Source organism: Zobellella iuensis (genome assembly GCF_016746085.1).
Lineage (GTDB): Bacteria > Pseudomonadota > Gammaproteobacteria > Enterobacterales > Aeromonadaceae > Oceanimonas > Oceanimonas iuensis.
In genome coordinates this window covers 53,017-79,486 of the sequence record NZ_JAERTZ010000019.1, presented here as the reverse complement: position 1 = coordinate 79,486, position 26,470 = coordinate 53,017, and the positions used below count along the sequence as shown (strand labels likewise).

General features: G+C 60.3%; 24 protein-coding genes. 13 read left to right on the top strand and 11 right to left on the bottom strand.

Annotation, left to right across the window (positions count from 1 at the left end):
* The first annotated feature begins 377 nt into the window (after window positions 1–377).
* The 3 genes from bfr (JKV55_RS09080) to JKV55_RS09070 all read left to right on the top strand — a co-directional run bounded on the left by bfr (JKV55_RS09080) (window position 378) and on the right by JKV55_RS09070 (window position 2,508).
* Window positions 378–842 carry a bacterioferritin gene (gene bfr, locus JKV55_RS09080; RefSeq protein ID WP_202084416.1) on the top strand — a complete coding sequence of 155 codons (465 nt, stop codon included), beginning with the start codon at window positions 378–380 and terminating at the stop codon, window positions 840–842.
* A gap of 12 nt (window positions 843–854) precedes the next feature.
* Complete coding sequence (gene bfr, locus JKV55_RS09075; protein WP_202084414.1) at window positions 855–1,325, top strand: bacterioferritin; 471 nt, start codon at window positions 855–857, stop codon at window positions 1,323–1,325.
* A 325-nt stretch (window positions 1,326–1,650) separates the two neighbouring features.
* On the top strand, window positions 1,651–2,508 hold the full coding sequence (locus JKV55_RS09070) for a ferric iron reductase (protein WP_202084412.1): 858 nt from the start codon (window positions 1,651–1,653) through the stop codon (window positions 2,506–2,508).
* Here JKV55_RS09070 and JKV55_RS09065 read toward each other — a convergent pair.
* Complete coding sequence (locus JKV55_RS09065) at window positions 2,490–3,926, bottom strand: aminotransferase-like domain-containing protein (RefSeq protein ID WP_202084410.1); 1,437 nt, start codon at window positions 3,924–3,926, stop codon at window positions 2,490–2,492. The genes JKV55_RS09070 and JKV55_RS09065 overlap by 19 nt on opposite strands.
* A 102-nt stretch (window positions 3,927–4,028) precedes the next feature.
* Between JKV55_RS09065 and JKV55_RS09060 the strand changes: the two genes are divergently transcribed.
* The 4 genes from JKV55_RS09060 to JKV55_RS09045 all read left to right on the top strand — a co-directional run bounded on the left by JKV55_RS09060 (window position 4,029) and on the right by JKV55_RS09045 (window position 8,949).
* Window positions 4,029–4,913, top strand: coding sequence for a DMT family transporter (locus JKV55_RS09060; protein WP_202084407.1), 885 nt, complete (start codon window positions 4,029–4,031; stop codon window positions 4,911–4,913).
* Window positions 4,914–4,983: 70 nt separating this feature from the next.
* Window positions 4,984–5,484 carry a M48 metallopeptidase family protein gene (locus JKV55_RS09055; protein WP_202084405.1) on the top strand — a complete coding sequence of 167 codons (501 nt, stop codon included), beginning with the start codon at window positions 4,984–4,986 and terminating at the stop codon, window positions 5,482–5,484.
* Window positions 5,485–5,721: 237 nt separating this feature from the next.
* Entirely contained in the window at window positions 5,722–7,188 is a 1,467-nt protein-coding gene (locus JKV55_RS09050; protein ID WP_202084404.1) for a NarK family nitrate/nitrite MFS transporter, read from the top strand.
* Between the two features lie 33 nt (window positions 7,189–7,221).
* On the top strand, window positions 7,222–8,949 hold the full coding sequence (locus tag JKV55_RS09045) for a bifunctional protein-serine/threonine kinase/phosphatase (protein WP_202084402.1): 1,728 nt from the start codon (window positions 7,222–7,224) through the stop codon (window positions 8,947–8,949).
* 176 nt (window positions 8,950–9,125) lie between these two features.
* On the opposite strand, the gene JKV55_RS09040 is transcribed toward JKV55_RS09045, so the two are convergent.
* The 4 genes from JKV55_RS09040 to JKV55_RS09025 are packed head-to-tail and all read right to left on the bottom strand — an operon-like array spanning window position 9,126 to window position 13,060.
* The gene (locus tag JKV55_RS09040; RefSeq protein WP_202084400.1) at window positions 9,126–9,812 is read right to left on the bottom strand and encodes a response regulator; all 687 of its coding nucleotides are present in this window, start codon (window positions 9,810–9,812) and stop codon (window positions 9,126–9,128) included.
* Window positions 9,809–11,116 carry a DUF4118 domain-containing protein gene (locus JKV55_RS09035; RefSeq protein WP_202084399.1) on the bottom strand — a complete coding sequence of 436 codons (1,308 nt, stop codon included), beginning with the start codon at window positions 11,114–11,116 and terminating at the stop codon, window positions 9,809–9,811. The genes JKV55_RS09040 and JKV55_RS09035 overlap by 4 nt, the downstream gene beginning before the upstream one ends.
* Window positions 11,103–12,425: a TrkH family potassium uptake protein gene (locus JKV55_RS09030; protein ID WP_202084397.1), complete on the bottom strand. Its 1,323-nt coding sequence runs from the start codon at window positions 12,423–12,425 to the stop codon at window positions 11,103–11,105. Before JKV55_RS09030 ends, JKV55_RS09035 begins: the two co-directional genes overlap by 14 nt.
* Complete coding sequence (locus JKV55_RS09025; RefSeq protein WP_202084395.1) at window positions 12,404–13,060, bottom strand: potassium channel family protein; 657 nt, start codon at window positions 13,058–13,060, stop codon at window positions 12,404–12,406. Before JKV55_RS09025 ends, JKV55_RS09030 begins: the two co-directional genes overlap by 22 nt.
* 313 nt (window positions 13,061–13,373) lie before the next feature.
* On the opposite strand from JKV55_RS09025, the gene JKV55_RS09020 reads away from it, so the two are divergent.
* The 4 genes from JKV55_RS09020 (at window position 13,374) to JKV55_RS09005 (ending at window position 17,769) form a co-directional block, all read left to right on the top strand.
* Window positions 13,374–13,988 carry a glutathione S-transferase family protein gene (locus JKV55_RS09020; protein ID WP_202084393.1) on the top strand — a complete coding sequence of 205 codons (615 nt, stop codon included), beginning with the start codon at window positions 13,374–13,376 and terminating at the stop codon, window positions 13,986–13,988.
* Between the two features lie 10 nt (window positions 13,989–13,998).
* Window positions 13,999–15,438 carry an L-lactate permease gene (locus tag JKV55_RS09015; protein WP_202084391.1) on the top strand — a complete coding sequence of 480 codons (1,440 nt, stop codon included), beginning with the start codon at window positions 13,999–14,001 and terminating at the stop codon, window positions 15,436–15,438.
* Window positions 15,439–15,460: 22 nt separating this feature from the next.
* Window positions 15,461–16,927, top strand: coding sequence for an aminotransferase-like domain-containing protein (locus JKV55_RS09010; RefSeq protein ID WP_202084389.1), 1,467 nt, complete (start codon window positions 15,461–15,463; stop codon window positions 16,925–16,927).
* 203 nt (window positions 16,928–17,130) lie between these two features.
* Entirely contained in the window at window positions 17,131–17,769 is a 639-nt protein-coding gene (locus JKV55_RS09005; RefSeq protein ID WP_202084387.1) for an aminotransferase class I/II-fold pyridoxal phosphate-dependent enzyme, read from the top strand.
* A 227-nt stretch (window positions 17,770–17,996) separates the two neighbouring features.
* Here the strand turns inward: JKV55_RS09005 and JKV55_RS09000 are convergent, their stop codons facing one another.
* Complete coding sequence (locus tag JKV55_RS09000; RefSeq protein ID WP_202084385.1) at window positions 17,997–19,343, bottom strand: aldehyde dehydrogenase family protein; 1,347 nt, start codon at window positions 19,341–19,343, stop codon at window positions 17,997–17,999.
* Between the two features lie 313 nt (window positions 19,344–19,656).
* On the opposite strand from JKV55_RS09000, the gene JKV55_RS08995 reads away from it, so the two are divergent.
* Together JKV55_RS08995 and JKV55_RS08990 are read left to right on the top strand one after the other, a co-directional pair.
* Window positions 19,657–20,895: a VpsR-related response regulator gene (locus tag JKV55_RS08995; RefSeq protein WP_202084383.1), complete on the top strand. Its 1,239-nt coding sequence runs from the start codon at window positions 19,657–19,659 to the stop codon at window positions 20,893–20,895.
* 2 nt (window positions 20,896–20,897) lie between these two features.
* The gene (locus tag JKV55_RS08990; RefSeq protein WP_202084381.1) at window positions 20,898–21,911 is read left to right on the top strand and encodes a transporter; all 1,014 of its coding nucleotides are present in this window, start codon (window positions 20,898–20,900) and stop codon (window positions 21,909–21,911) included.
* A 746-nt stretch (window positions 21,912–22,657) separates the two neighbouring features.
* Here the strand turns inward: JKV55_RS08990 and JKV55_RS08985 are convergent.
* The 5 genes from JKV55_RS08985 to JKV55_RS08965 form a co-directional block, all read right to left on the bottom strand.
* Window positions 22,658–23,110 (bottom strand): hypothetical protein, encoded by a 453-nt coding sequence (locus tag JKV55_RS08985; RefSeq protein ID WP_202084379.1) that lies wholly within the window; start codon window positions 23,108–23,110, stop codon window positions 22,658–22,660.
* A 14-nt stretch (window positions 23,111–23,124) separates the two neighbouring features.
* Entirely contained in the window at window positions 23,125–23,787 is a 663-nt protein-coding gene (locus tag JKV55_RS08980) for a C39 family peptidase (protein WP_202084372.1), read from the bottom strand.
* A 2-nt stretch (window positions 23,788–23,789) separates the two neighbouring features.
* Window positions 23,790–24,101, bottom strand: coding sequence for a hypothetical protein (locus tag JKV55_RS08975; RefSeq protein WP_202084370.1), 312 nt, complete (start codon window positions 24,099–24,101; stop codon window positions 23,790–23,792).
* A 45-nt stretch (window positions 24,102–24,146) separates the two neighbouring features.
* Window positions 24,147–24,998 (bottom strand): hypothetical protein, encoded by an 852-nt coding sequence (locus JKV55_RS08970; RefSeq protein WP_202084369.1) that lies wholly within the window; start codon window positions 24,996–24,998, stop codon window positions 24,147–24,149.
* Between the two features lie 430 nt (window positions 24,999–25,428).
* The gene (locus JKV55_RS08965; RefSeq protein ID WP_202084367.1) at window positions 25,429–26,112 is read right to left on the bottom strand and encodes a glutathione S-transferase; all 684 of its coding nucleotides are present in this window, start codon (window positions 26,110–26,112) and stop codon (window positions 25,429–25,431) included.
* Window positions 26,113–26,470 lie beyond the last annotated feature (358 nt).

Genomic DNA, 26,470 nt, shown 5'->3' with positions numbered 1-26,470 from the left:
CGCTGTTCCTTGGCATAGGGAAGCAACCTTAAATTAAACGAGAATAATTTTTATTTGCACATTATTTTGTATTTGATTTGTTATTTCAATATGCAAGGGAACTTTTTTCTTGTTTCGTGGCCGCCAAGGCTCATAGGTACATCCCAGTGTTTTCCGTACAGAGCAGTCCTCCGGCAGCGAGAGCCGAAACTCACCCGATCCGGTAGTGGTGCGCATTACCCTGGCGCATCCGGCAACTAGACCCGAATGGACCTCATCCTAGCTTCGCTACCGGCCACCGAACAGCTTGTAGGTTTTATGGAGATATTCAGATTTCCCGCCTAGGATTTAGCTGTGACAGAACCACTTCCTCACCCGGTTGCCACGAGAGGCCTCCCATGAAAGGCGACAAAAAAATCATCGAGTATCTGAACCAGGTCCTGACCACGGAGCTGACCTCCATCAACCAGTATTTTCTCCATGCCCGTATGTTCAAAAACTGGGGGCTGAAAGAGCTGGATGAAAAAGAGTACAAGAAATCGATCAAGGATATGAAACAGGCGGATGCGGTGATCGAGCGGGTACTCTTCCTCGAGGGCTTGCCGAACCTCCAGAAGCTCGACTTGCTGAAGATTGGGGAACACGCCGAAGAGATGCTGCAGTGCGACCTGGCCCTGGAGATGGAACAACTGACCCTGCTGCGCGAGGCCATCGGCTACTGCGAGTCCAAGGGGGACTACGTCAGCCGGGAATTACTGGAAGATATCCTCGAAGACGAGGAGGAGTATGTCGACTGGCTGGAAACCCAGCGGGGGCTGATACGGGACGTAGGCATCGAAAACTATCTGCAGGCACAGATGTAGGGAGACTTGGGTATGAAAGGCAACAAGAAAGTCATCGACACCCTGAACGAACTGCTGGCCGGAGAGTTAACGGCCATGGATCAGTATTTTATCCATTCCCGCATGTATCAGGACTGGGGCTTGAACAAGCTGTATGAACGTATCGATCACGAATTCGATGATGAAAAAGGCCATGCGGCGGCGCTGATCGAACGCATTCTGTTTCTGGAGGGAACACCGGACATGACCCAGCGCGCAGGCCTGAAAGTAGGCAAGGATGTGCCGCAGATGCTCAAAAACGACCTGCAACTCGAATACGACGTCGACAAGGCACTGAAAAGCGCCATCAAGCTCTGCGAGGATCAGAAGGATTACCAGAGCAGGGAAATCCTCGAACAGATGCTGGCCGATACGGAACAAGACCATGCCTATTGGCTGGAAAAACAACTGGGCTTGATCGACAAGGTCGGGCTGCAGAATTACCTGCAGTCACAGATGGGATGAGCGAGATCTGACGGATACGGTCAGAGATCGGCCACAATCAGTCCACCACCTCCCCCGGCGTGGACAGCGCCGAATGCTTTCGGCCAGCCCCCAGGGCGGTGAATTCGTACCCACCACAACGAATTCACCGCCTCGATCCACCACAGCCCATCCCCTCCAGGCGCGGCCCTGGCCGGCTATATATCTCAAGCCGCTCCTTGAATCGACAACGGATCCTTGCGCAACCCACCCAACTTCAGCATTGAAATAAAAACAATTATCGTTAATATTTGTCGCCAGATTCAGGCTGGCCCAGTCCGGCCGCCCTTTTCCCGACGAGGACCCCATGCAGGCAAGCCCATCCCTCCGGATCCCCCTGGCACTCCCTTCCCTGGCCGAGGAGCTGGCCGAGCTGTCGGCCCGGCTGGGGGAAAGCGGCTGGTCGTGCGGCGCCGCCGGCCCGGGCTGGACCCCGGCCGCGGCGCTGATGACGCCCGGCTCGGCGCTGCTGGAGGCCTGGCTGGAACACGAGGGCAGCCATTACCCCGACACCGATCTCAAGACCCGCTGCGCCTTCCTGCTCGGCCGCTACGCCTGGTACCTGGCCCTGCCCCTGGCCGGGCTGCTGTTGGGCGGGCGGCTGCCCGGCTTCGGCCCGGCGCAGCTGGCGCTGAAAATGGAGGAGTACCAATGGCGGCATGAAGGCCAGGAAGGCACCGCCCGCCGCCTGCTGCTGCGCTTTGCCGCCGGCTACCCGGCCGACGCCGGGGAAGAGACGGAACGGCGGCTGCGGCACGGGCTTGAGGAGCATATGACACCACTGGTGAACCTGCTGCACCGGCGCTGCGGCCTGCCCGAGCGGGGCCTCTGGTGCCTGGTGGCGGACTCGGTGGCGCAGGCCTTCCTGCACGCGGGTCAGCAGCTCGGCTGCGAAGAGAAGGCCAAAGCCCTCGCCCTGGCCGTGCTCAAGGAGCCCGGCTCCCCGCTGCACAACCGCAAAACCGGCTTCATCGACATCGTCCTGCCGGACCCGGACCACCCCGGCCGCGAGCTGGCCCGGCGCAGCTTCCGCACCCGCGCCGGCTGCTGCCGCTTCTATACCACCCAGGGCGGCCACTACTGCACCACCTGCGTCCGGGAGCACCCGGAAAACCGGGACCGGCGCCTGCGCGAGTTTATCCAGGCTCAACTGGCCGCGGACTGAGCGGCCTGCTCCAGTGCCAGCTCCAGCCGGCACCAGACGGCTTCATGCTGGCACTGGGCGATATTGATGCGCATATGGCTGTCCGCGTCGGGCTGGCGGCTGAAATGGCCGCCCGGCGCCAGCAGCAGATCCTGCTCCGCCGCGTAGCGACTGAGCCGGCCGGCGCCGATACCGTCCGGCAGCCGCAGCCAGCAGATGAAGCCGCCGGCGGGCCGGTGGCCGATGCCGAATCCCAGGCTTTCGAAACGTTCCAGCACCGGGTTGCGCACCTCGTCCAGCCGCCGCCGCAGCAGCTCCACATGGCGGCGGTAGCGGCCGCCGGTGAGCAGCCGGTAGACAACGTTCTCCACCGACGGCGAGGTCGACATGCCGGTGATCAGCTTGATATCGGTGAGTTCGGCGATCATCGCCGGGTTGCCGGCGATAAAGCCGACCCGGAAGTCCGCCGACAGGGTCTTGGACAGGCTGCCCAGGTAGAGGGTGCGCTCGAAGCCGGCCAGACTGGTATAACGCAGGCTCTGCTGGGGGTCGAAGTCGGCGTAGATGTCGTCTTCCAGCAACCAGCAGCGGTGCTCGGCGAGCAGGCTCAGCACCTTGTAGGCCCGGCCGCGGCTAACGCTGGCCCCCACCGGATTGCACAGCACCGAGTTGGTGATGTAGAGCACCGGCTGGTGCTCGGCCAGGGCCTGGCGCAACACCGCCAGATCCGGCCCTTCCAGCCGCCGCGGCACCGGTACCGGCACCGCCCCCGCCAAACGCAGGGCGGCGAGGAAATTGTAGAAGCCGGGATCGTCCACCAGCACCCGGTCGCCGGGCCGCACCAGGGCGCGCAGCACCAGGTCCACACCGTGGGAGGCGCTGGCGGTCATCAGGATCTGGGAGGGTTCTACCTGGATATTATGCTGTTCCAGCCGCAGCGCCAGCTGGCTGCGCAGGGCCGGGTGGCCCTGGGCACTGCCGTATTCGGTGAGCGGCGCCGGCTGCCGGGCCAGCTCGCGCAGGGCGGAGCGGATGTCCTGATCCCCCAGCCAGTCCGCCGGCAGGCAGCCGCTGCCGGGCTTGTAGCGGAAGCGCTCGGTGTCCATCACCTGGCGCAGCAGCGCCACCTCCTGGGCCATGGCGCTGGCGGAGGCATCCACCTCCAGCACCAGCCGGCGGGTTTGCGGGCTGCGCGCCACGTAAACGCCGCTGCCCTGGCGGCTGACCACCAGGCCGGCGGCCACCAGCCGCTCGTAGGCGTCGGCCACGGTGAAGCGGCTCACGGCCAGCTGTTCGGCCAGGGCGCGGATCGAGGGCAGCTTTTCCCCCGGCTTCCAGCGCCCCTCCCCTATGGCCTGGGTGGCGTGGCGCACCAGCTGCTCCACGAAGGGCTGGTTGTCGGCCTTGTCGAAGGCCCAGTCGGCGGCGGAAATTGTCATGGCGTTACTACCTGTACACTCGGGTCATTTTTATAGGAAGTGTCCTGATTGTCCGGTAGTAAAGCGGCTAAGCTGACCAAAAGCAAGCAACCGGAGTCCGCCATGAAGACCAGCAGCCCCCCTTCCCTCGATACCCGCCCCCTGCTCGGCATGGCCTGGGGCCTGCTCGGGGTCATGACCTTTTCCGCCGGCCTGCCCGCCACCCGCATCGCGGTGCAGGAAATGCCGGCGCTGTTCGTGGGCGCCGGCCGCGCCGGCCTGGGCGGGGTGCTGGCCCTGCTGCTGCTGGCGGCGACGCGACAGTCCCTGCCGAGCGGGCGCCAGTGGGCCCGGCTGGCGGTGGTGGCCGCCGGTGTGGTGTTCGGCTTTCCCATCCTCTCCTCCCTCGCCCTGGAGACAGTGTCGGCCACCCACAGCGTGCTGGTCACCGCCCTGCTGCCCCTGTGCACCGCCCTGGCCGGCGCCTGGCTGCACCGACACCGGCCGAAGCCCGTCTTCTGGCTGTGCGCCCTGGCGGGCACGGCGCTGGTGCTGCTCTATGCCGGCCAGCAGGCCCAGGGCCACTGGCAACTGGCGGATCTGTGGCTGTTGCTGGCCTGCGTGCTGTGCGGCCTGGGCTATGCGGAAGGGGCCCGGCTGACCCGGGAGCTGGGCAGCTGGCAGGTGATCTGCTGGGCGCTGGTGCTGTCGCTGCCGCTGCTGGCGCCGCTGATCTGGCTGAGCCGCCCCGAGCCGGCCCTCACCAGCCCGGCAGGCTGGCTGAGCTTCCTCTACCTCGGCAGCTGCAGCATGTTCCTGGGCTTTTTCTTCTGGTACAAGGGGCTGGCCCTGGGCGGCGTGACCCAGGTCAGCCAGGTGCAGCTGCTGCAGCCCTTCGGCGCCCTCTGGTTCGCCGCCCTGCTGCTCGGCGAGCCGATCTCGGCCCAAGCCATCTGGATCTGCCTGGCCGTGGTGGCCTGCGTCGCCCTGGGCCGGCGCTACGCCTGAGTCCACGGGGACAAGCAGCCCGGCTTCGGCGTATAATGGGCCTCGGTTTATGCAGTACGGGGCTTCTCTGGTGAATACCCTCAAATATTTGGCCGGTTATCCGGAAACCATCCAACTCCAGGCCGGCGAGCTGCTCGAAAGCGGCCGGCTCGGTGGCTACCTGCAGCGCAAGTACCCGACCCGCCATCAGATCCAGAGCGACAGGGCGCTGTACGACTACATCAACAACCTCAGGAACCAGTACCTGCGCAAGAGCCCGCCGCTCAGCCAGGTGCGCTACGACAGCAAGCTCAACGTGCTCAAGCAGGCGCTCGGCATGCACACCTACCAGTCGCGGGTGCAGGGCAGCAAGCTCAAGGCCCACAACAGCATCACCGTTGCCGCCCTGTTCAGGGAGGCGCCGCCGGAATTCCTGCGCATGATAGTGGTTCACGAACTGGCCCACTTCAAAGAGAAGGAGCACAACAAGGCCTTCTACCAGCTGTGCTGCCATATGGAGCCGACTTATCACCAACTGGAGCTGGACACCCGGCTCTGGCTGCTGTGGCGGGATCGGCAGAAGGGCGCCTGAGCACCTTCATGGCGCAAAACTACCACTTTGGTGGTACCACTTTGGTGCAATAGGCCTTTTTCTGCACACAGATCGTGCATTTGACTGCCGGAGCGCCTTAACTTGGTGCTCCCAGGCCAACCCACCCCCCAGCCGGCCAAGCACAATAGGCAATAAAAACAAGGTATTGCCAGCTTGGCATGATTCCGGCTTAGGCCCATACAACATTGTTGTCACGGGCTTAGCGAGAACACCTATATGTCTGCTTCCAAACTCAAGCTTCTATCTTTCAGCGGCAACAGCCGCATCCTCCATATGACCTGGCTGGCGTTTTTCATCAGCTTCGTGGTCTGGTTCAACCATGCCCCCCTGCTGGTGTTTATCCGCGACTCCATGGGGCTGACCAGCCAGCAGGTATCCACCCTGCTGATCCTCAACGTGGCCCTGACCATACCGGCCCGTATAGTAGTGGGTATGCTGGTGGACAAGTTCGGTCCCAAGGTGATGTATTCGCTGCTGTTGGGGATTTCGAGCCTGATCTGCTTTTTCTTCGCCTTGGCCCAGAGCTTCGAACAGATGGCGCTGGCCCGCTTTATGCTGGGTTTTGTCGGCGCTGGTTTCGTCATCGGCATCCGCATGATCTCCGAATGGTTCCCCGCCAAGCAGGTGGGCCTTGCCGAAGGCATCTACGGCGGCTGGGGCAACTTCGGCTCCGCCGCCGCCGCCATGGTGCTGCCGGCCATCGCCCTGCTGTTCGGTGGCGATAATGGCTGGCGCTATGCCCTGGGCCTGACCGGCGCCATCGCCCTGGTATATTCCTTTATCTACTACTTCAGCGTGTCCGACACCCCCAAGGGCTCCACCTACTTCAAGCCCAAGAAGACCGGCGCCATGGAAGTGACCAGCAAGGGCGACTTCGTGCTCTACATCCTGATGAGCATCCCCCTGTACGCAGCCCTGGCCCTGTTGGCCTGGAAGCTGTCACCCGAAGGGGTGAGCCTGCTGTCCGCCACCGCGACCTACGGCATCTATGCCGGTCTGGCCGCCCTCTTCGCCTGGCAGCTGTACCACATCATCAAGGTCAACAAAGAAGTGTTCCACAAGCCGGTGCCGGCCATCCACCGCTACAAGTTCAAGCAGGTGGCGATACTCAACTTGGCCTACCTGGCTACCTTCGGCGCCGAGCTGGCGGTGGTGTCCATGCTGCCGCTGTTCTTCAGCGATACCTTCGGCATCAGCGCGGTGCAGGCGGGTATTCTGGCCTCGGCCTTCGCCTTTATGAACCTGGTGTCCCGCCCCTGCGGCGGCCATTTCAGCGACCGGCTCGGCCGCAAACGGACCCTGACCCTGAGCCTGGCCGGCGCCGCCCTGGGCTTTTTCCTGATGGGGCTGATGGACAGCAGCTGGCCGCTGGTGCTGGCGGTGCTGGCCACCATGGCCTGCTCCTTCTTCGTGCAGGCCGGCCAGGGCGCCGTGTTCGCCGTGGTGCCGCTGATCCAGCGCCGCCTCACCGGCCAGATCGCCGGCATGACCGGCGCCTACGGCAACGTCGGCGCCGTGGTGTTCCTCACCGTGTTGTCCTTCGTGTCGCCCCAGGTGTTCTTCTGGGTGATCTGTACCATGGCCGCCGTGACCATGGCGGCGGTGCAGCTGATGGACGAACCGAGCGGCCAGATGGCGGAAGTGCTGCCCGACGGCACAGTGCAGATGATAGATGTACACTAAAGCACCGATCAGCCACACCACCGGGGGCGCCCTTTGACCAGCAGCCTTAACGTTCGCTGCGGCCAGCACTCGCTGGCCGGGCGCAAAGCCGAAAACCAGGATGCCCTGGGCTTCTACGCCCCGGACAACCCCCAGCTGCTCGACGCCAAGGGCCTGGCCTGCGTGCTGGCCGACGGCATCAGCAGCAGCGAGCTGGCCGCCCTGGCCAGCCAGTCGGCGGTGCGCGGTTTTATCTCCGACTACTTCAGCACCCCGGACAGCTGGTCGGTCAAGCAATCCGGGGCCAAGGTGCTCACCGCCATCAACCTCTGGCTGTGCAGCCAGGGCAGCCAGTTCCTCAATGAATCCCGCTCCGCCGCCACCACCTTCTCCGCCCTGGTGCTCAAGTCCACCACCGCCCACCTGTTCCACGTGGGCGACAGCCGCATCTACCTGTGGCGCAACGACGACCTCGAGCCCCTGACCCAGGATCACCGCGTTCGGCTGGGCAATAACCGCGAGTATCTGGGCCGTGCACTCGGCATCGACTACGGTCTGGAAATCGACTACAAATCGCTGCCGGCGGAAAATGACGACCGTTTCCTGCTGCTGACCGACGGCGTCTACGAGTTCGTGCCCGACGGCGAACTCCGGCGGCTGCTGCGCCAGCACCCGGACCCGGAAACCTGCGCCGCCGCCATCTGCGAGGCGGCCCTGGCCGGGGGCAGCGACGACAATATCAGCTGCCAGATCCTGCGGATCGACCAATTGCCCCGCCCGGAGGTGGACGAAGTGGTGGCCCGGCTCACCGCCCTGCCGTTTCCGCCGGAACTGGAACAGGGCATGATCCTGGACGGCTACCGCATACTGCGCGAGCTGCACGCCAGTTCCACCAGCCAGCTCTACCTGGCGGTGGACACCGACAGCGGCGACAAGGTGGTGCTCAAGACCCCCTCGGTCAATTTCGAGGACGACCCCGCCTACCTGGAGCGTTTCCAGCTGGAAGAGTGGGTGGGCCGGCGCATCAACAGCCCCCATGTGGTGCGGGTAATCGAGCAGCAACGGCCCCGGCACTTTCTCTACTATGTGCTGGAATACCTGGAAGGTCGCACTCTGGAACAGATGCTGGACGACGACGGCCCCCTGCCCCTGGGCGAGGTACGCCGGCTGCTGCCCCAGCTGATTGCGGGGCTGCGCGCCTTTCACCGGCTGGACATGCTGCATCAGGATCTCAAACCCGGCAATATCCTGGTCAGCGACGAGGGCCTGCTCAAGATCATCGACTTCGGTTCCGCCCGCATCGCCGGCATCGCCGATATCGCCACCCCGCTGGAACGCAAGACCCTGCTCGGCACCAAGCAGTACACGGCGCCGGAATACCTGCTTGGCGCCCAAGTTGGCCCTCACTCCGATCAGTTCGCCCTGGGCTGCATCCTCTACCAGCTGCTCAGCGGCAAGCTGCCCTACGGCGAGCGGCTGGCCGCCGCCAGCGGGCGGGGCCAGCTCAACCGGCTGCGCTACACCTCCCTGCGCCAGTACCAGCCCCAGTTGCCGCACTGGGTCGACAAGGCCATCGGCCGGGCCGTGGCCCTCGACCCGGCGCAGCGCTACCCGGCCCTGTCCGAGCTGGAAGCGGATCTCAGGAAACCCAACCCGGCCTACCTGCGCGAGGAGCAACTGCCGCTGGTGGAACGCCATCCCCTCGCCTTCTGGCGGGTGCTGGCGCTGCTGCTGCTGCTCGGCAATATCCTGCTGCTGGCACTGCTGCTGGGCGGGGCCTAGCCGCAGGAGCCCGCCGGCAACGCAGGAAGGGCGCCGTTCGCCACTCTTCCTGTCACTCCCGCGAAGGCGGGAGTCCATCAAACCCTGCCGGGAGCAAGACCTGTGCTGGCCGCTCCTGGATGCCCGCCTTCGCGGACATGACGGATTCTTGGGAACCGGCGCCGTTCGCCACGAGCTCAGGGCACCACCAGCCGGTAGCCGATGCCCGGCTCGGTGAGCAGGATGCGGGGGTGGGCCGGCTGGGCTTCCAGCTTCTGCCGTAGCTGGGACATGTGCACCCGCACGTATTCGTGGTGCTCCACGTGGGCGGGACCCCAGACCGCGCTCAGGATCTGGCGGTGGGTCACCACCTTCTCGGCGTGGCGCAGCAGGAACAGCAGCAGCTTGTATTCGGTGGGGGTCAGGTGCAGCGGCTCGCCACCCTTGCAGACCCGCCGCGCCGCCGGATCCACGGTGATATCCCCCAGTTGCAGGGGCAGCTCGGCGTCCCGCCCGGGGCGGCGCAGGGCCACCCGGATCCGCGCCAGCAGCTCCTGGGCGCCGAACGGCTTGGTCAGGTAGTCGTCGGCGCCGGCGTCCAGGGCTTCCACCTTTTCCGCCTCCCGCTCCCGCGCCGAGATCACGATCACCGGCATGTCGGACCAGGAACGCAGCTCGCGCAGCAGCGCCACCCCGTCCATGTCGCCCAGGCCCAGGTCCAGCAGCACCAGATCCGGGGTGCGGGCACTCAGGCAGCGCAGCCCCTCGGCGCCGCCGGCCGCCGCTTCCACCCCGTACTGGTGGCTGCGCAGCAGGGTCTGCAGAAAACGGGCCATGGAGGCGTCGTCTTCGATGATCAGGATATGGGGCTGGTTGGCCGTCATGTTTCTGTTCTCCAGGCCGGCCATACCAGGCGGGCCGTCATCGTGTGTCCGTCATCGGCTTCGGTCAGGTAGAAGGCGCCCTGGTGCAGATCCGCCACCGCCCGGCAGATGGGCACGCCCAGGCCGGCGCCGCCGTCCCGCTGCGGCCGGGGCGCCCGCTCGCCGCAGCCATTGCTCAGGGTAAAGGCGTAGAGCTCGCCGTGCCAGTGCCCTTCCAGCCGGAAGGGCGCCTGGCCGTGGCGCACCGCATTCTCCAGCATGTTGGCCAGGGCGATTTCCAGCAGGGTGGCGTCGCCCTGCACCGGGGTGTCGTCGTCGATGGCGAAATCGAAGCGCACCGCGTCGAACAGGTTGCCGCGCCGGCGCAGGGCGGCGCTGACCACCTCCTCCGGCATCACCACCTGCAGGCTCGGCTGCTCCTGGCGCTGCACCCGGTTGAGCTCCATCACCTTGTCGAAATGGCTGCTCAGCACCCGGCTCTGCTGGTAGATGGCCTCGGCGATCTCACGGTATTCCGCTTCGCCCAGGCGCACCTGGGGATCCGCCAGCATGCTGGCATTGCCCATGATGCTGGCCAGCGGCGTGCGCAGATCGTGGGACAGGGAGCGCAGCAGGGCGTTGCGGCCGCTGGCCAGTTCCGCCTCCAACCGTGCTTCCTGCTCGGCCCGGGCCAGGCGGGCCCGGGTAAGGGACTGGCCCAGCAGGGAGGCAGCCACCCGCAGCAGGGTACGGTTGGCCTTGTAGGGGCCGGCGGCGCAGCAGAGGTAGGCCACCAGCCGCTGCTTGTCGAACACCGGCAGCGCCTCGCCCTCTGCCGGCGGCTCGGGGCGGACGCTGACCGGGCAGCCCAGCCGGCGGCCCAGCAACTGGGTCACGAAGTCGTACATGGCTTCGGACCGGCCGTGTCCGGGCAGGCCCCGGGCCAGCAGGAACATGCCCCTGAGCTGGCGCAGCAGCTGGCGCACCCGTTCCAGCCGGCCGCGCAACTGGCCGCTGAGCCGGCTGATCAGCAGGCCCACCGCCAGCATCACTCCGAAGGTGAGCAGGTAGTCCAGGTTGTGCACGTGCAGGGTGTAGTAGGGCTCGACGAAGAGCACATCGAACAGCAGCACGCTCAGCACCGTGGCCAGGCTGGCAAAACGGCTGCCCTGGCGCACCGCTATCACCGCCACCACCAGCAGCAGCGCCATGGCGATATCGGTGGTGGTGAGCCAGCCCCGCAGCGGCAGCAACAACATCGCCGCCAGCAGGGGGCCGCCCAGGCTCACAAGCCAGGGCGACAGGCGTGGATTATCCCAGGGCAATACGGCCTCCCGCGTAGCGCAGCGGACGCTCCGGGTTGCCCGCCAGGGCGGTAAACAGATACACCGGGCTCAGCTTGCCAATCATCATGACCGCCATGATGAGCACTTTGCCGCCCGGACTCAACTCCCCGGTCATGCCCGTCGACAGCCCGACCGTGCCCAGGGCCGAGATCAGCTCGAAGATCATCGCGAAGGGATCCGCCCCGGGCATCAGGTAGAAGGCCAGCAGGGTCACCAGCAACAGCAGGATCAGGGTGATCACCAGGATACCGGCGGCCCGCAGCATGAACTCCACCCCCAGCATGCGCCCCAGCATGCGGGTTTCGGTGCGGCCCTGCAGGGCCGCCACCACCCCGGTGATCAGCAGCACGAAGGTGGTGACGCGGATGCCGCCGGCGGTGGAGCCGGGGCCGGCGCCGATCACCATGTTGAGCATCAGCCAGCTCTGCCCGGCCGGGCTCATGGCGGCGATGTCCAGGCTGTTGAAGCCGGCGGTACGGGCGGTGGCGTTCTGGAAGAAGGCATGCAGCAGGCGCTCTCGCCAGCCCAGCCCGGCCAGGCTGTGGTCGTGTTCGAACAGCAGCAGCAGCAGGGTGCCAACGACCAGCAGGGTCAGGGTGGCCCAGAGCACCAGCCGGGTATGGACGCTACGGCAACGGCGCAGCACCAGCAGTTCGAACAGCACCGCAAAGCCCAGGCCGCCGATGATAAAGCCCGCCGCATGGGCCAGCACCATCCAGCCCGGCGACACCGACATCAGCGAGTCACCGAACAGGGCGAAACCGGCGTTGTTGAAGGCCGAGACCGCGTGGAACAGGCTGGTGCCCAGCCCCTGCTGCCAGCCCAGCAGCGGCACCCAGTGCAGGGCAAACAGCGCCGTCAGCACCGTTTCCACCCCCAGGCTGAACAGCAGGGAGAAGCGGAGCACGTCCGACAGCCGCAGATCCGGCCCCACCTGCCAGAAGGAGCTGAGCATGGCCTGGTTGCGCAGGCCCACGCTGGCGTTGAACGACAGCATGGCCGCCGCCCCCAGGGTCATGTAGCCCAGGCCGCCGAGCTGGATCAGCAGCCCGATGATGGTCTGGCCCAGGGCCGAATAGTCGCTGCCGGTATCCACCACCACCAGGCCGGTGACGGTGACCGCCGACACGGCGGTGAACAGGGTGTCGAGCCAGCCCACCGGCGTGATCCGGGCCGCGGGCAACAACAGCAGCAGGCTGCCGGCCAGGGCCAGCGCCAGGTAGCCCTGCAGCAACAGCAGCGCCGGCGAGCCCAGCCGTTTGTGGGTCAGGACAAGCTGCGCAGACATGCTTCCAGTTGCTCCTCGCCGGCCAGTAACAACAGCTTGTCACCCGGCTGCAGCCGGCCCGCCTGGGCCAGTTGCTCGGGCTGGTAGTCCTTGTAGCGGGACAGGGACAGCAGCTTCACCTGGTGCCGCCCGAGTAGGGACATGATGTTGCGCTCGATATGGGCCGAGGTGACTTCGATTTCTGCCACCACCTGGCCGGTGGTCAGCACCTGGCGGCTGCACAACTCCGGGTGACCCAGCCAGGCCGCCACCATCTCGCCCATCGCCTGCTCCGGGTTGATGGCCCGGCTCACGCCCATCTTCAGCGCCAGCTTGTGGTGATAGCTGTCGCGGGTCTTGCACCAGATCGCCTCCACCCCCGCCTCCTTCAGGTTGAGGATGGTGATCAGGCTGCTCTGCAGATCGGTGCCGATGGCCACCACCACCGCGAAGAACTGCCGCCAGTCGATACTGGCGGTCACCTTGGGGTCGGAGCCGTCGGCGATGATGGCCTCGGCCACGTCATCGGCGATGGCGTGCACCCGTCCCTGATCCGAGTCCATCGCCATCACCTCCAGGCCGGCGCCCCGCGCCGCCCGGCAGAAGGCCGAGCCGAACCGGCCCAGGCCGATCACCGCAATACGTTTTTTTGCCATGGTTGAAGTCTCCGAAAGCCATGCCCCAAGCCTACGAAAACGCGCATAAGAAGGGTGTTTAGATTGAGGGGGCGGGTATAAAGAAACTGTAAAGAAGGCCGCCGGCGCCGGTACAGGGCCGAACCGGAGTTCTTCTGAAATCACACCTGTACTGAAAAAAACTCATGATCTGTCTATCTCTTCGTTAGCCCCCATCACGCATATTGATTCGGCCTGCCCCGGGGAATCCTGTCTGGCAGTGATTTTTACCGGGTCAAATTCCAACAGAATGAAAATTTCTGTGTAAATCCACAATAACTTTGGGTCCGAGTCCATGAAGCTTCTGTACCAAACACACTCCCCCTATGCCCGCAAGGTGCTGGTCTTCGCCCATGAAACCGGCCAGGCCGCCGGGCTGGACGTTATTCACCACGAGACCAGCCCCGTTCGTCGCAACGAAACAGTCTACCGGATGAATCCGCTCGGCAAGGTGCCGGTTCTCATACTGCCGGATGACTCGTCGCTATTCGACTCCCTGGTGATCTGCGATTATCTCGACAGCCTGCATGCCGGACCCCGGCTCATCCCGGAGCAAGGCTCCGCACGCTGGGCGGCGCTACGCCTCGAGGCTCTGGCGCAGGGCATCTGTGATGCGGGCATCCGGCTGCGCTCCGAGACAGAACGCCGGCCGGAAGCGTTTCGCTATGCGCTTTACGCCGAGGGGCAGGCGGGAAAGCTCATGACGACCTATGACTTCATCGAAAAAAGGGTTCCCCTGGACGGTCCCATGACCATCGGCCATATCGCCCTGGCTACGGCGCTCGATTGGATCCTGTTCCGCAAACTGCCGGATTTTTCCGGCTGCCCGCGCCTGACCGACTGGTACCGGGAATTCCGGAAACGTCCTTCCATGCTGGCCACGGTGTATTCCGGGCAAACCCAGGACTAAGGAGACACTCATGGCAACGACACTGCTTCTCCAGATGTCCCCCATCGGCATGGTGGTGGCACTGATCCTGGCTTTCCGCCGACCGCCCGTACAGGCAGCACTCATCGGCGTGGCCCTCGTTCTACTCTTGTGGGGATTGGGGGTCGCGGCTCCCTTATCCCGGGCCGTAGCTCTGGCCATCGCCACGGATACGGGTGTCCTGTTTCTCAGCACCGCTGGCGTCATAGTGCCGGGGCTGGCCTTTGTCATCCTGGTGGAAAAACAGGGAGCGCCACAAGCCATCGGCGCCTGGGTGAAAGAGCTGGGGTGGCCGCCCGCCGCACAAGTTATTTTTATTGTGCTTGGTCTGGCTCCGCTGCTTGAAGCCATGACGGGCTTCGGTGTTTCCCTGATCGCCACCGTCCCGCTCTTGATGGGACTGTTTTCCCGGCAGCTTGGTCTGCGCATTGCCCTGTCCGGTATGGTCATAATGCCTTGGGGGACCCTGGGCCTGGCAACCCTGATAGGGGCTCTCCTCGCCGCCCAGCCATCCGAGGTACTGGCAAGCCACTCCGCTCTGATCAGCGCCCCCGTCTTCCTGGTATTGGCCGCCATCGCCTTATGGCTGGCCGGTATCCGTACCCTTGGTCCCTGGCTCGCCCTCTTTGTTGTCACCGCCCTTTTTGTTGCCGTGCTTTATATGACAAGCCGGTGGACAGGACCGGAAATCGCTGGAGTCATGGCTGGCCTTGCTGTCTCTTGCGTGGGGTTGGTCTTCTCCTTCCTGAACACCAGGCGCCTGGTTGCCTGGCCAGGTGCGGCATGGCCCTACCTGGCTCTTCTAGCCATTATCGTTGCCTTGCGAGGGCTCTTCCTCGCCACTGGCTGGGACGGCTACTGGGAAATCAACGGCGACAGCGTGGCCTGGAAACCACTGGCGTCGCCGGGAGTAGCGCTAGCATTGGTGGCACTGATGATGTCCATACGGCAACGCGAGCAAGCTGAACTCCATGTTAAATTCCCTTGGAGCCAGCTATTTGCCCGTGCCAAACGTCCGGTGGCCACCATCCTTTTCTTCTTGTTGATGTCACAGATCATGGTCAAGGCCGGTTTTCTGCTGCAAGCCCAACAGGGGTTACAATCGCTGACCGGCATCGCACTGGGCCCCATGGTCGCCGCCATTGCCGGTATTGCCGGCTACGTCACGGGCTCCAATGTGGGAGGAAACACCTTGATCATGCCTTCCATTGCAGGTCTGGAGACGACACAGGGTCCCTGGCTTGCCGCCATGGTCAACAGTGCGGCCGGGCATGGCGCCCTGGGTTCGCTTTCGATCCTGTCCCTTATCACCGGCCTGGCTGCCGCCAGTCGCGAGGAGGAACACAGCCTGATCCGATTTGCCTTCGGCCTGGTGGTGCTCAGCATAGTGATCGTTGCCGCGGCCGGAAGCATTTTGTTATACATGTCATAGTTCTTAATGGCTATGACAAAACATGTATTGTATTGAACAACGGAACGAACCCCGCTGGAAAACGATAAGGCACTGGATCGTTCGCCAAATAAATAGTGGCGAATGGCCGGAAACAATGAAGTTGCCGTCCATTCGCGCACTTTCCCGGATGTTCGATACCAGTGTAACCACGGTACAGCGTGCGCTGGGGGATCTGGAATCCAGCTGCTATATCCGTGCCGAGCCCAGAACCGGCTACTTTGTCGCCGCCAAAACCCAGGCCGTACCAGCAGATGAAACGGGTTTTGCCAGTGTTGCGGTCAATGTCAATCACGCCGTCGTGGCCATGCTCTCGCGCGCCGGGAGGCTCAAGTCCGCCTCCCTGAGTTCCGCGGTCCTGCATGATGATCTGATCCCCCATACCCTGTTGAAAAAGTGCCTTTCCGCCGTAGCCGACCGGTATGACAGCCTACTCACCGGTTTCATACCGCCCCCGGGCCTGCCGGATCTGCGGCGGCGGCTCGCCGCGCTCATGCTCACCCGCGGCGTGGTCTGCGGACCAGATGACATTCTGATCACCTCCGGCGATACCATCGGCCTGGAGCTGGCCCTGGAAGCCGTGGCGCCCCAAGGTGGCGTGGTCGCCATCGAAATGCCGACCTACTACGGCATGTTGCAAATCATCGAGCGGCTCGGCATGCGCGCCCTACCGATCCGTACCCATCCTCGTACCGGCATGGATGTAGATCATCTGGAAGAGGCGCTGAAGCACCAACAGATTACGGCCATCTACCTCAACCCCACCCTGCAGAACCCGCAGGGCTTTATCATGCCAGACGACGCCCGTGCCCGCCTGTCCCGGCTGGCCCATACCGCCGGCATTCCCATTATCGAGGATGATATTTTCTTCGACCTGACACCGGGGAAGACACGTCCACGCGCCCTAAAAAGCCTGGCGGCAGGCTCCCGGACCCTCTATTGCTCCTCCTTTTCCAAAACCATAGCTCCCGGCTACCGGGTCGGCTGGTGTGTGCCGGGAGACTACCGGGACGCCATCCTCGCACAGATGTTCGCGCGCAATCTGTCGGTTTCCAGCCTTGCCCAACAGGTTCTGAACGTCTTTCTGGAGCGCGGCTATCTGGAACGGCACGGCGCAAGGTTGCAGGACAAGCTCGCCGCGGTAAGGGATTATCTCGATATTCTGGTACGCACGGAGTTTCCGGAAGGATCCAGCTATATCCCGCCCGCGGGCGGTTTCATCCACTGGGTGGTGCTGCCAGCCAACACGGATATGTCCGCCCTGGCATCCCTGGCGGAACAGCAGGGGTGCCATATCGCCGGCAGCGGTATTTTCTTTCCCGATGACAGGCAGAATACGACCGTACGCTTGTGCCTGGGCTCGGCACTGTCTCCCGGCATGAAGCTCAACCTGAAGATCCTCTGTGCCTGCGCACATCAGGCGGTCATCGCAGGGGCGACTTCAGCCGGTCGAACACGGCCCCGTCGGTGAGATGGTCCACTGATAAGTGGACCCTACAAATGCCGGTGGAACCTGCGTGGGTGTGGTGTCCGCGGCTGAAACCGCGGCGATGGGGTGCCGAAGACATCGGCTACGCCGGGTTACCCTTAACGCCGACGATCACGGCAGACGTATCCATCCGGCCCAGTCCATTTTTCTGCAGTCCGGCATAGAGGTTATCGACCGGCGCCATCATGTCCGAACGGCGCAGGACGTCGCTGGCAACCGTCATCGAGCGGTTCCGGCTGTGGCTGGTGGAAGACGATATCTACGGCTTCCTTAACGAAAACCGGATGGAAGCCATCACCAACCGGGTGCCGCAGCTGGGATTTCATATCAGTGGCCTGTCCAAGGCCATCAGTCCGGGCCTCCGTTGCGCCTTTATCAGGGCGCCCGCCTCCCAGGCAGGGCACCTGGCCGCCTTTATCCGCGCCACGGTCTGGTTACCCCCACCCCTGATGTTCGAGGTAGCCAGTGGCCTGATCCGTTCCGGCGATGCCTACCAGATGGCCAAGGCGCAACAGGATATCGCCCGCCGCCAGCAGAGGATCGCCGGAAGCATCCTGCAGGGTTGCCACATGAGCCGCCAGCCCACCAGCTATCACCTCTGGCTGCAGCTGCCCGATAGCTGGCAGGCCGACAGCCTGGCCCTGGCGGCACGAGAGCAAAACATGCTGGTCAGCAGTGCCTCCTTTTTCCGGGTCGGACCCCGGTCGGACAACGCGATCCGCCTGTCCTTGATGTCGATCGCCGAGGAAAGCCAGTATCGGCATGCGCTGGAGAAGCTCGCCGCCCTGCTGGTGACGGGAAGCGCCGTTTACGGCCATTTCTAATGCTTGCACAGGTACCCCGACGGCTTCGCGACAGAGGCCGCCAAGCCGGCCGTTCAGACAGTTGGCAAACCATTGAGTGACTCTGCGGTCACTCCCGCGAAGGCGGGAGTCCAGTGCAATATTTCATGGATCTCCGCCTTCGCGGAGATGACCACTATTAAACAGCGGTGATAAAGGGAAGTCCCTGGCGAAAAACAGGTGATGAGCTTTGTCATCAGTTGCTTTGTTCAGTCCGCCGGGCCCAACAGGTGCTTGACCTCGAGGAAGGCGTTCAGCCCCCAGGGGCCCAGCTCGCGGCCGATGCCGCTGCGTTTGAAGCCGCCCCAGCTGGTTTCGCACGGCACCACCTGGACGCTGTTGTACCAGATGGTGCCGGCCCGCAGCCGGCGACCCAGCCGCCGGGCCCGCTCCGGATCCCCGCTCACCACCGTCGCCGCCAGGCCGAAGTCGCTGTCGTTGGCCAGGCGCACCGCCTCCTCCTCGTCGTCGAAGCTGCGGCCGCAGAGCACGGGGCCGAAAATCTCTTCCCGCCACAGCCGGCTGGCGGCGGGCACGTCCCGAAACAACACCGGAGCCAGGAAGAAACCGCGTGCCGGCAGGGCGCGGTGGCGACCGTCGCGCACCACCGCCAGACCCTCCGCCTCGGCCACGGCCAGGTAGTCCAGCACCACCCGGCGCTGGCGGGCACTGGCCAGCGGCCCCATGGCGGTGCCCTCGGCCAGGGGATCCCCCAGCCGCAGGGCGTCGATGCGCCCGGCCAGGGCCCGGTACAGGGGCTCCGCCAGGGCGCGGTGCACCAGCAGGCGGGACGTGGCCGAGCAGATCTGGCCGGCGTTGAAGTAGATGCCCGCCATCACCAGCTCGGCGGCCTGCTCCGGGTCGGCGTCCTCCAGCACCAGAATCGGCGACTTGCCGCCCAGCTCCAGGGCCACCGCCCGGCTGGCCGGGGCGGCGGCGGCCATGATCGCCTCCCCCACCCGGTTGCTGCCGGTGAAGGACACCTTGTCGATGTCCGGATGGGAGGAGAGCGCCGCCCCCACGCCCTCGCCCTCGCCGTCGCCCAGCACCAGGTTGAACACCCCGGCGGGCAGCCCCGCCTTGAGGGCGAGCTCGGCCAGGGCCAGCTCCGGCAGCGGTGTCACCTCCGAGGGTTTGAACACCACGGCGCAGCCCGCCGCCAGCGCCGGCGCCAGCTTCCAGGCGCTGGTCACCAGCGGGAAGTTCCAGGGGGTGATCAGCGCCACCACCCCCACCGGATCCAGGTAGCCCAGGGCCTGCAGCCCGGGCTGGGCTAGGGCCACTTCCTGCCCCTGCCGTTGGTCCAGCGCCCGCGCCTGGCCGGCGTAGTAGCGGTAGCAGGCGATGGCGTCGTCCAGATCGAGCAGGGCCTCGGCCAGGGGCTTGCCGTTGTTGCGGCTGGACAAGTGCGCCAGTTCCTGCCGCCGGCGGGCCAGGCCGTCGGCCATCGCTTCCAAATAAGGCGCCCGCCCGGCGCCGAACGGCTGGCCATCAGCCAGCCGAGCGTGGTGCGCAAGTTGCAGAAATACCGCCTGCACATCAATAGATAACCTCAAACGAGACTCATAACAACCGGTAGGGGCGGTAATTAGCGGGCCCAGGTCGACCCGCAATACCCCATCTGGCCGCCCCAACTCTGAAACAATTATTCGGCCAGCATCTGTTCTCAATTTAAAAAAACGCTCTTTTCCAAGGCCTGATGGTGCGCTCATGAGTAAGATGACAACAGCCTTCATAGTTTATTAGCTCTACTATTTTTACTTACCTTTCAATCACATAACCTCAAATTCTTGTAATTTCCCTACCACTACCACATTCTGTTCTATAGTGATAGGCATCATTTGGATGATGTGTACATGGAGGTACGGAATGGCCTCGGAAAGGGAAGTCTTGGTGCTTCAGCTCTCTCCTGAGTCTTCGGGTCTACGGATATGGAACAATCAACATCCAGATTGGCTTATTGTGCGGCATAGCAACTTGGAAACGGCCGGTTTGTATCTGAATGGTTCGGGAACCTTGGTTGGCATCATAGATTGCAGGAATTTAAAAACCCCAGGCACCAAGCTGAAACGCTGGCTGGACAATTATCAAGGCGTATTTTGGGTAGCTATAGTATCCCAAGGTCAGTTATTACAACCTGCATGGCAACTCTTCGTTGCCATGCATTGCTATGATTATCACACTGCTCCTGTATTGGAAGAGCTATTGTCCATTACCATAGGGCGAGCCTATGGCATGTCCAAGATTAGACACAACCTGAGCTTGTCATTCAAGAAATTCAACGTAATAGGACATCATGAAGAGTTCCAAAATATCTTAATTTACCTTCAAAACCATCAGGGTGACAGCCTGACCTTGTCGGGAGAGGCAGGAACAGGAAAAAGTCTCTTGGCCAGATGTTTCTCAGAAATAAAAGGGTTCCAGTTCCTGGAGATAGACATATCCCAAACCGACCAGGACAACTGCATCTCTCATTTCGACGCCGCAGTATCCAATAGCCGTTCAAAGCCAACATGCTTGTACCTGAAAAACATAGATTTCATATCTGAGAGACTACAGAAACACATCACTAAAGACAACAACATAGACAATCTTAAACTTATTTTCAGCTGTAACCTGGATCCGGACTCATTGGATGGGAGTTATCACTTCACCCCTGAGTTCTCCATTCTTCTAAGAAAAAGCTGGATAAAAATCCCTCCTTTGAGAGAAAGGGGTCAGGACAAAACCGTATTGGCAAAACATTATCTATACAAAATCAGCCGAACGCACGGTAAATATATTCTAGGATTTACCAACGAAGCAGAAAGTGTCATAGACAAGCACTCTTGGCCAGGCAACATTTCCGAGCTGGTGGAACGGATCAAGAAGGGCGTATCCAACTGCAATACGGATTATCTAAGCGCCGGCCTTATGGGACTGGAAGGAAGCCTGGTTGTCAACCATCATAACTTGAGCTTACGAAAGGCAAGAGAAGAAGCCGATGCCCTTGCCATAGAGAGAGTGCTCGACCTTGTTTCAGGCAGTACTGGCAGGGCTGCAGAATTACTGTGTATTTCTAGAGCCTCGCTACACCGTCTTATCGCTAGGTATGGAATCAGGAGATAATGATGAAAAAAAGGATTATTTTTGCCAGCCTACTGCTTTCTGCAGCAAGCACAGCGCATGCCCAGGATAGACAAGTGGTGGAGGCCATAGCCAGTTCCCTGGATAGTAAAGGGCTGCTGACGCCTCAAGGAAGATTCGAACTAGAACCCTCATTCAGCTATGGCCAGAATACCTCAACCCGAGTTTCCATTTTGGGTTACAGTGTATTGCCGGCCATCATCGTAGGGTTGATCGATGTGCAGGATCAAGACTTGGCCACCTTTACTGTTGGCCTCGCCGGACGCTATGGATTAACCGACAGAATTGAGCTTGAGCTGAGAGCTCCGTGGGTTTATAGGTACGATAGCTATCGCTTCAGGAAAACAGAGCCCACAGTTGACACGAGAACTGTGACATCGACCGGTGGAGCCTTGGGTGACATTGAAGGGGCCATACGTTATCAGTTCAACATGAATACGTCACCATACTGGATTGGGGGACTAAGGGTAAAATCAGACACGGGCAGATCACCATTTGAAGAAGAAATGGACGCCGACAATATATTCAGAAGACCCCCCACGGGTACCGGGGCTTGGTCTGTCGAGCCCAGCCTGACTCTGATCTACCCCACCGATCCTGCGGTTATTTTCGGCACAGCAGGCTATACTCACAATTTTAAAACAAGAGTAAGAAGCCAGGGAAGCACCCCGCCTCCTGATGCACCGGATCCGGATATGACCCTTCGACAAAATGATGAGGTTCGTTTAGGCGACAGTTTCTTTATGGGCATGGGGATGGGCTTTGCCGTTAACAATCGCCTATCCTTTAGCCTGGGACTAAACCACAGGACTGTTCTCACCTCAAAAGTAAATGGAAAAAAAGCACCTGGAAGTAAAATGTTGCAACTGGACAGCTTGAGTATGGGTTTTTCTCTGGCACTGACGGAAAGAACCACCTTGAACATGAACGCTCAGGCGGGATTAACCGAGGACGCTCCCGATGTTCAAGTTAACTTCAGCATGCCCATTATGTTCTAAAATCATTATCTAGACGTTTACATTACTCGCCATATAGACAGACTCCCCTGGCAGAAGCCGGGGGATTTTTTTGTTTATTCATTTGACACAGACGCTGAATAAATCGTAAAGACCAACAAATCATCACCTATTTTTCATGCCCATTCGACATTGCCGGGCCTAAATAACTGATCCTAATAGTGCTACATCAACCGGGCCCCGCACGCAGACACGCCATGAACCTATCCCTGGGGGCTCCGCTGCGCCATCCCTGGCGCGGAGGGTCTGCTTAGCGGAACCCAGTCGCTGCCGACAGTGATCTACTATTCGGAACAGCTATTTAGGTCCTGTCAGAATTCCTCCCAATATAAGGACCTTGAATGAAATCACTTGTTTTACAAAGAGTGGGAGCAATGGTTCGTCGAGATCTCCCCTGGTAACGCACCGACATTCCGCATCAGCTTTTAGATTTATTTTTGGCTACGATGGCTACACATTCGTAGAAGATAGGGAATATTTAGAGGGAACGTGCTGATAAAAACAATTTAACCGAATAGATTTACAAGATATTGGCGTTAATGTCAGCAAGTTTGCTCAATCATACTCTGTTCTGTGACATCTATCACCACTTTAAATCGGAGAATTAGGTGCGGAATGACGGATATGACATTGAGATAAGCAAACCTATTTTAGAGAAAGATTAATAACAAAACGCAAGCATGAGCGCCTTGCCAACATGGCAAAGCCCTCACGCTGTTCTTATAAGATTAATAACCCTGTCTTTGTATCGCATCATGGAACCTACTAGCTGCCCCCTGGTTAGTCCTGAAGGTATCGACTGTCTTCGGGGCTACTATATCGATATTAAGTATAACGTCCGTTCTAACCCCACTGGCCGAATTTTGAATAATATAGCCTATCTGCCCCCTATCTACCAAGGGCGTAATATTCATGCCAGCAGGCAAACCATTAACTGCCGGCAGGACCAACCTATTATTTGCAATATCAAAAACATTACTAAAGAACACTCTTCTATTATTAACCAATGCCTCCATCCTTAAACCTATTGAGTAGTTAAGCCCAGGAAGAGTAAAACCACCCCGCTGTTGGGACAACTCATTTTCTGGCACAACTGACATCTTACTCAGGTGATAAGTGTCAAAGTTCTTCGAAAAGGCCATAACAGGTAACATTAGAAAAATCACCATAAGCCATTTCATAGTCATTCCCTCGTTTAGTAAATCCTATCCGCTGGCAACATCAGTTCGGTAAAGTGTGGCAACTTCTGCCTTAGCGCCATACTGGTTGGGGCATTGGGTGCCGAGTGTTCCCAGTTATCTTGATTATTAAAGCTAGCTTTGGCAATATCCATTTTATCTTTAATCAATAAAAAAACACCATTGCTGCTTTTATCAAATCCTTCAGCGTCAATAACATGAAGCCCGAGTGAAGGATCACCTATCAATACTTTATCCTCCGTGATGCCTTTAACTACCACAAAGTGGTTATACCCCTCGTAGTTGACCAAGGCGATTGCCGGTATGCCAAGGCTAAGAATATCTTGCCGGTTCATTCTATAACCTTCCGCATCCAGTCCCCGTCTCGCCAAAAAATTTTTCATATCCAGCATGGAAAAACCTTGCGTTTCTATCTTGTCCTTATCACCCAGTCGGTACATCTCCTCGAAAATCTGGGCCTCCGTAAAAGGCATATTGTAATGATGCGTCAGCAGAGAAGCCAGTGCGGCAGAGCCGCAACTGAAGTCGTACTGCTGCCTAATGACTTCGCCAAATCTAACCTCGGCAAAACTTTTCACCGGCACCTTAAAACCGGGCAAGCTTAGCGCAAAGCTTGCCGCCGGAAAAAAAGCTACTAGTAGTAGTATTTTTTTATTCATGGTTATTTGGCCATAATTAAGTTAACATTTGCACTCATGTTGGTTACATTGGACTGGCCGCTACCCAAGTTAATAAGAAGTATACCATGGGCCCCAACGAAAGCGCCTGGAGATATAGTATTATTACCAGAAATAGCACCTATTACATTCCCGGCAACGCCTGCCTGAACGGTGTTATTCTCTTGATCATATATCTGTATCATACCCCGGCTTTCACTCAGCAAGTCGGTATCCATTACCTGTAACGAGTCAAACTCCTGACCAGCGAATACAGACGCACTTAAAAAAGCCGACAACATTATTATCTTTTTCATGGTTCCCTCCGGCAATAAGCCGGCCCCGAAGGACCGGCCCAAAGGTTAGAATTGCAGGCTGGAGTTCACGTTTACGCTTTGGTTACCCAAGGCGCTTTGGCCAGAAATAGCCTGTTGCACGTTAATACCGTGGGTGGCGCCCGAATTACCTACGGTGTTATTACCAGACGTGATCATGGATACAGAGCTGACTTTGGTCCAGGCGGACGAAGCGGCATACTGATCCAGATCCTGGTCGGGTGTCAGCACAGCCAGGCCAGCACCAAAGCCCGCACCAGCACCGGAACCGCCACCAAGACCAACGCCAACGCTGCCGGAGTCGCCGCCATCACCACCATGTCCACCTTTGGTGAAATCGATGATGCCCAGGCTCAAGAAGGACAGATCCACGGCATGACCACCGTTACCACCGTCACCGCCTTCGCTCAAACCGGCACCGATACCAAGACCTAACCCCAGACCCAAGCCAACGCCAACCCCATTGGCTTCGTTATTGCTTTTCTGCTTCATAGAAGCGTAGTTGCCCGCATAAGAGTCAGCAGCGCCGGCAGCAACGGATACAGAAGTGGTATCTCCAGTTTTACCGCCTTGGTAGGTCATGTTTTTCTGCTCGGCTTTTTTGATATCGTACCTGTATTTATAGTGGCTGACATATGTCTTATCGATATCGATTACAGTAATATTGGTTTTTTTAACGTTAACGGTTTTATCGATATCCACAATAGTGCTCTTGTCGTCAGCTAGATTACCTGAGCCATTGGTATTGGTATCTCCGCTGCAGCACTCGTCATCATGACCACCATTACCAGGGAACCAAAAACCAGTGGCAGAAGCGCCGAAAGACGCACCCATGGAAATGGCAACCAAAGCAGCTAAGGTTTTCTTTTGAATAGACATGGTAAAATCCCTCTTTCTTCATTTAGTGTCTAGTATGTTTCGCCACTGCATACATCCGGTATTCTGGGCGAGTTCAGGGTCTTTCTGTCTAACCCTGCTTCAAAGGTTAGCGGAGCCCAATAAAGGGTGGTGTACCAAAACTGAGTTTCGGTCAACCAATTGGTAATATACCTTGCTTAATAAAGAGGGCATTCGTATAAGATGTCTTATTTTTGATACATGCGGTTACAGATGCCGGGAAATACAACAGTCTCATTCGAGGTCTATTTATAACACCATGAAAAATATATAAATTAAAACCGGCACCCGCAAGCCAGGGTTCGCCATGCTAGTAATAGGCAATAATGAAAAGAAATAAACAATCAGAGCCTTATACCCTCACCTCGATCACACAGACCGGGCGAGGGCAAGGGCCGGAGTTCTTTCGGGCTCAGTCCGTTGCCGCCGGACCGTAGGCGTAGGGGCCGCCGGCCTTGAGCGCGCGCTGGTAGGCGGGCCTGGCCTGCAGCTGCGCCACATAGGCCCGGATGCGGGGATAGTGCCCGCCCATGCCGGTCCGGCTCAGGGCCGCTTCCAGCGGGAAGCTCAGCTGGATGTCGGCGGCGCCGAAGCGCCCGTCCACCAGCCAGTCGTGGCAGGACAGGTGATCCTCCACAAAGTCGAGATGGGTCTTGATCTGTTGCCGCAGGAAGGCCTTGTCCACCTCCGCCACTATCCTGTTGACCAGGGGCCGGACGAAGAAGGGCACCGGCGCCGCCTTGACCCTGTCGAACACATAACGCATCAAGAGCGGCGGCATCAGCGAGCCCTCGGCGTAATGCAGCCAGTACACATAGTCCCACCAGGCGGGGGAGTCCGCCGCCGGCAGCAAGGCCGCCCGGCCATAGGTCTGGGCCAGGTAGTCGACGATGGCACCGGACTCGGCCAGGATCAGCTCGCCGTCGGTGATCACCGGTGCCTTGCCCAGCGGATGGACCTTTTTCAGGCTTTCCGGCGCCAGCTGGGTTTCTTTATCCCGTTCATGATGCCGGACCCGGTATTCCAGCCCCAGTTCCTCCAGCAGCCAGAGGATGCGCTGGGAACGGGAGTTGTTCAGATAATGCAGGGTTATCACCTTATATCCCCCTCTGATAATCCATTGTTGTGAACGCCGGTTCCGATACTGGCACAGGGCGGGGACGGCTTCATCCGCTTTCTGCCTCTTTCCCGTCCCGCTTCTACCGTGATGAGTGCTGACGGTACGGTTTTTCCTGTGACCTGGAAGCCGGCGCTTGCTCACCAATCCCGACACCGACTGTTTCTTGACCAAAGTGGGGCTGAAGGACATTTCCATGTCGTTTTTAAGCAACCACCCAGAACCAAACTACTCAAGAATGCGGCAATCAAGGACAAAACGGGGATCCCTCCCGATGAGGCCGGTCCGTTCACGCCGGGGGCATAACGGATGCGTCCGGCAGGATGGCCATCGACGA

What these genes read in the sequence shown, in the direction of transcription:
- bfr (WP_202084416.1), top strand. Translation starts at nt 378, where the DNA reads ATGAAAGGCGACAAAAAAATCATCGAGTATCTGAACCAGGTCCTGACC.
- bfr (WP_202084414.1), top strand. Translation starts at nt 855, where the DNA reads ATGAAAGGCAACAAGAAAGTCATCGACACCCTGAACGAACTGCTGGCC.
- JKV55_RS09070 (WP_202084412.1), top strand. Translation starts at nt 1,651, where the DNA reads ATGCAGGCAAGCCCATCCCTCCGGATCCCCCTGGCACTCCCTTCCCTG.
- JKV55_RS09065 (WP_202084410.1), bottom strand. Translation starts at nt 3,926, where the DNA reads ATGACAATTTCCGCCGCCGACTGGGCCTTCGACAAGGCCGACAACCAG.
- JKV55_RS09060 (WP_202084407.1), top strand. Translation starts at nt 4,029, where the DNA reads ATGAAGACCAGCAGCCCCCCTTCCCTCGATACCCGCCCCCTGCTCGGC.
- JKV55_RS09050 (WP_202084404.1), top strand. Translation starts at nt 5,722, where the DNA reads ATGTCTGCTTCCAAACTCAAGCTTCTATCTTTCAGCGGCAACAGCCGC.
- JKV55_RS09040 (WP_202084400.1), bottom strand. Translation starts at nt 9,812, where the DNA reads ATGACGGCCAACCAGCCCCATATCCTGATCATCGAAGACGACGCCTCC.
- JKV55_RS09030 (WP_202084397.1), bottom strand. Translation starts at nt 12,425, where the DNA reads ATGTCTGCGCAGCTTGTCCTGACCCACAAACGGCTGGGCTCGCCGGCG.
- JKV55_RS09025 (WP_202084395.1), bottom strand. Translation starts at nt 13,060, where the DNA reads ATGGCAAAAAAACGTATTGCGGTGATCGGCCTGGGCCGGTTCGGCTCG.
- JKV55_RS09020 (WP_202084393.1), top strand. Translation starts at nt 13,374, where the DNA reads ATGAAGCTTCTGTACCAAACACACTCCCCCTATGCCCGCAAGGTGCTG.
- JKV55_RS09015 (WP_202084391.1), top strand. Translation starts at nt 13,999, where the DNA reads ATGGCAACGACACTGCTTCTCCAGATGTCCCCCATCGGCATGGTGGTG.
- JKV55_RS09010 (WP_202084389.1), top strand. Translation starts at nt 15,461, where the DNA reads ATGTATTGTATTGAACAACGGAACGAACCCCGCTGGAAAACGATAAGG.
- JKV55_RS09005 (WP_202084387.1), top strand. Translation starts at nt 17,131, where the DNA reads ATGTCCGAACGGCGCAGGACGTCGCTGGCAACCGTCATCGAGCGGTTC.
- JKV55_RS08995 (WP_202084383.1), top strand. Translation starts at nt 19,657, where the DNA reads ATGGCCTCGGAAAGGGAAGTCTTGGTGCTTCAGCTCTCTCCTGAGTCT.
- JKV55_RS08990 (WP_202084381.1), top strand. Translation starts at nt 20,898, where the DNA reads ATGAAAAAAAGGATTATTTTTGCCAGCCTACTGCTTTCTGCAGCAAGC.
- JKV55_RS08985 (WP_202084379.1), bottom strand. Translation starts at nt 23,110, where the DNA reads ATGAAATGGCTTATGGTGATTTTTCTAATGTTACCTGTTATGGCCTTT.
- JKV55_RS08980 (WP_202084372.1), bottom strand. Translation starts at nt 23,787, where the DNA reads ATGAATAAAAAAATACTACTACTAGTAGCTTTTTTTCCGGCGGCAAGC.
- JKV55_RS08975 (WP_202084370.1), bottom strand. Translation starts at nt 24,101, where the DNA reads ATGAAAAAGATAATAATGTTGTCGGCTTTTTTAAGTGCGTCTGTATTC.
- JKV55_RS08970 (WP_202084369.1), bottom strand. Translation starts at nt 24,998, where the DNA reads ATGTCTATTCAAAAGAAAACCTTAGCTGCTTTGGTTGCCATTTCCATG.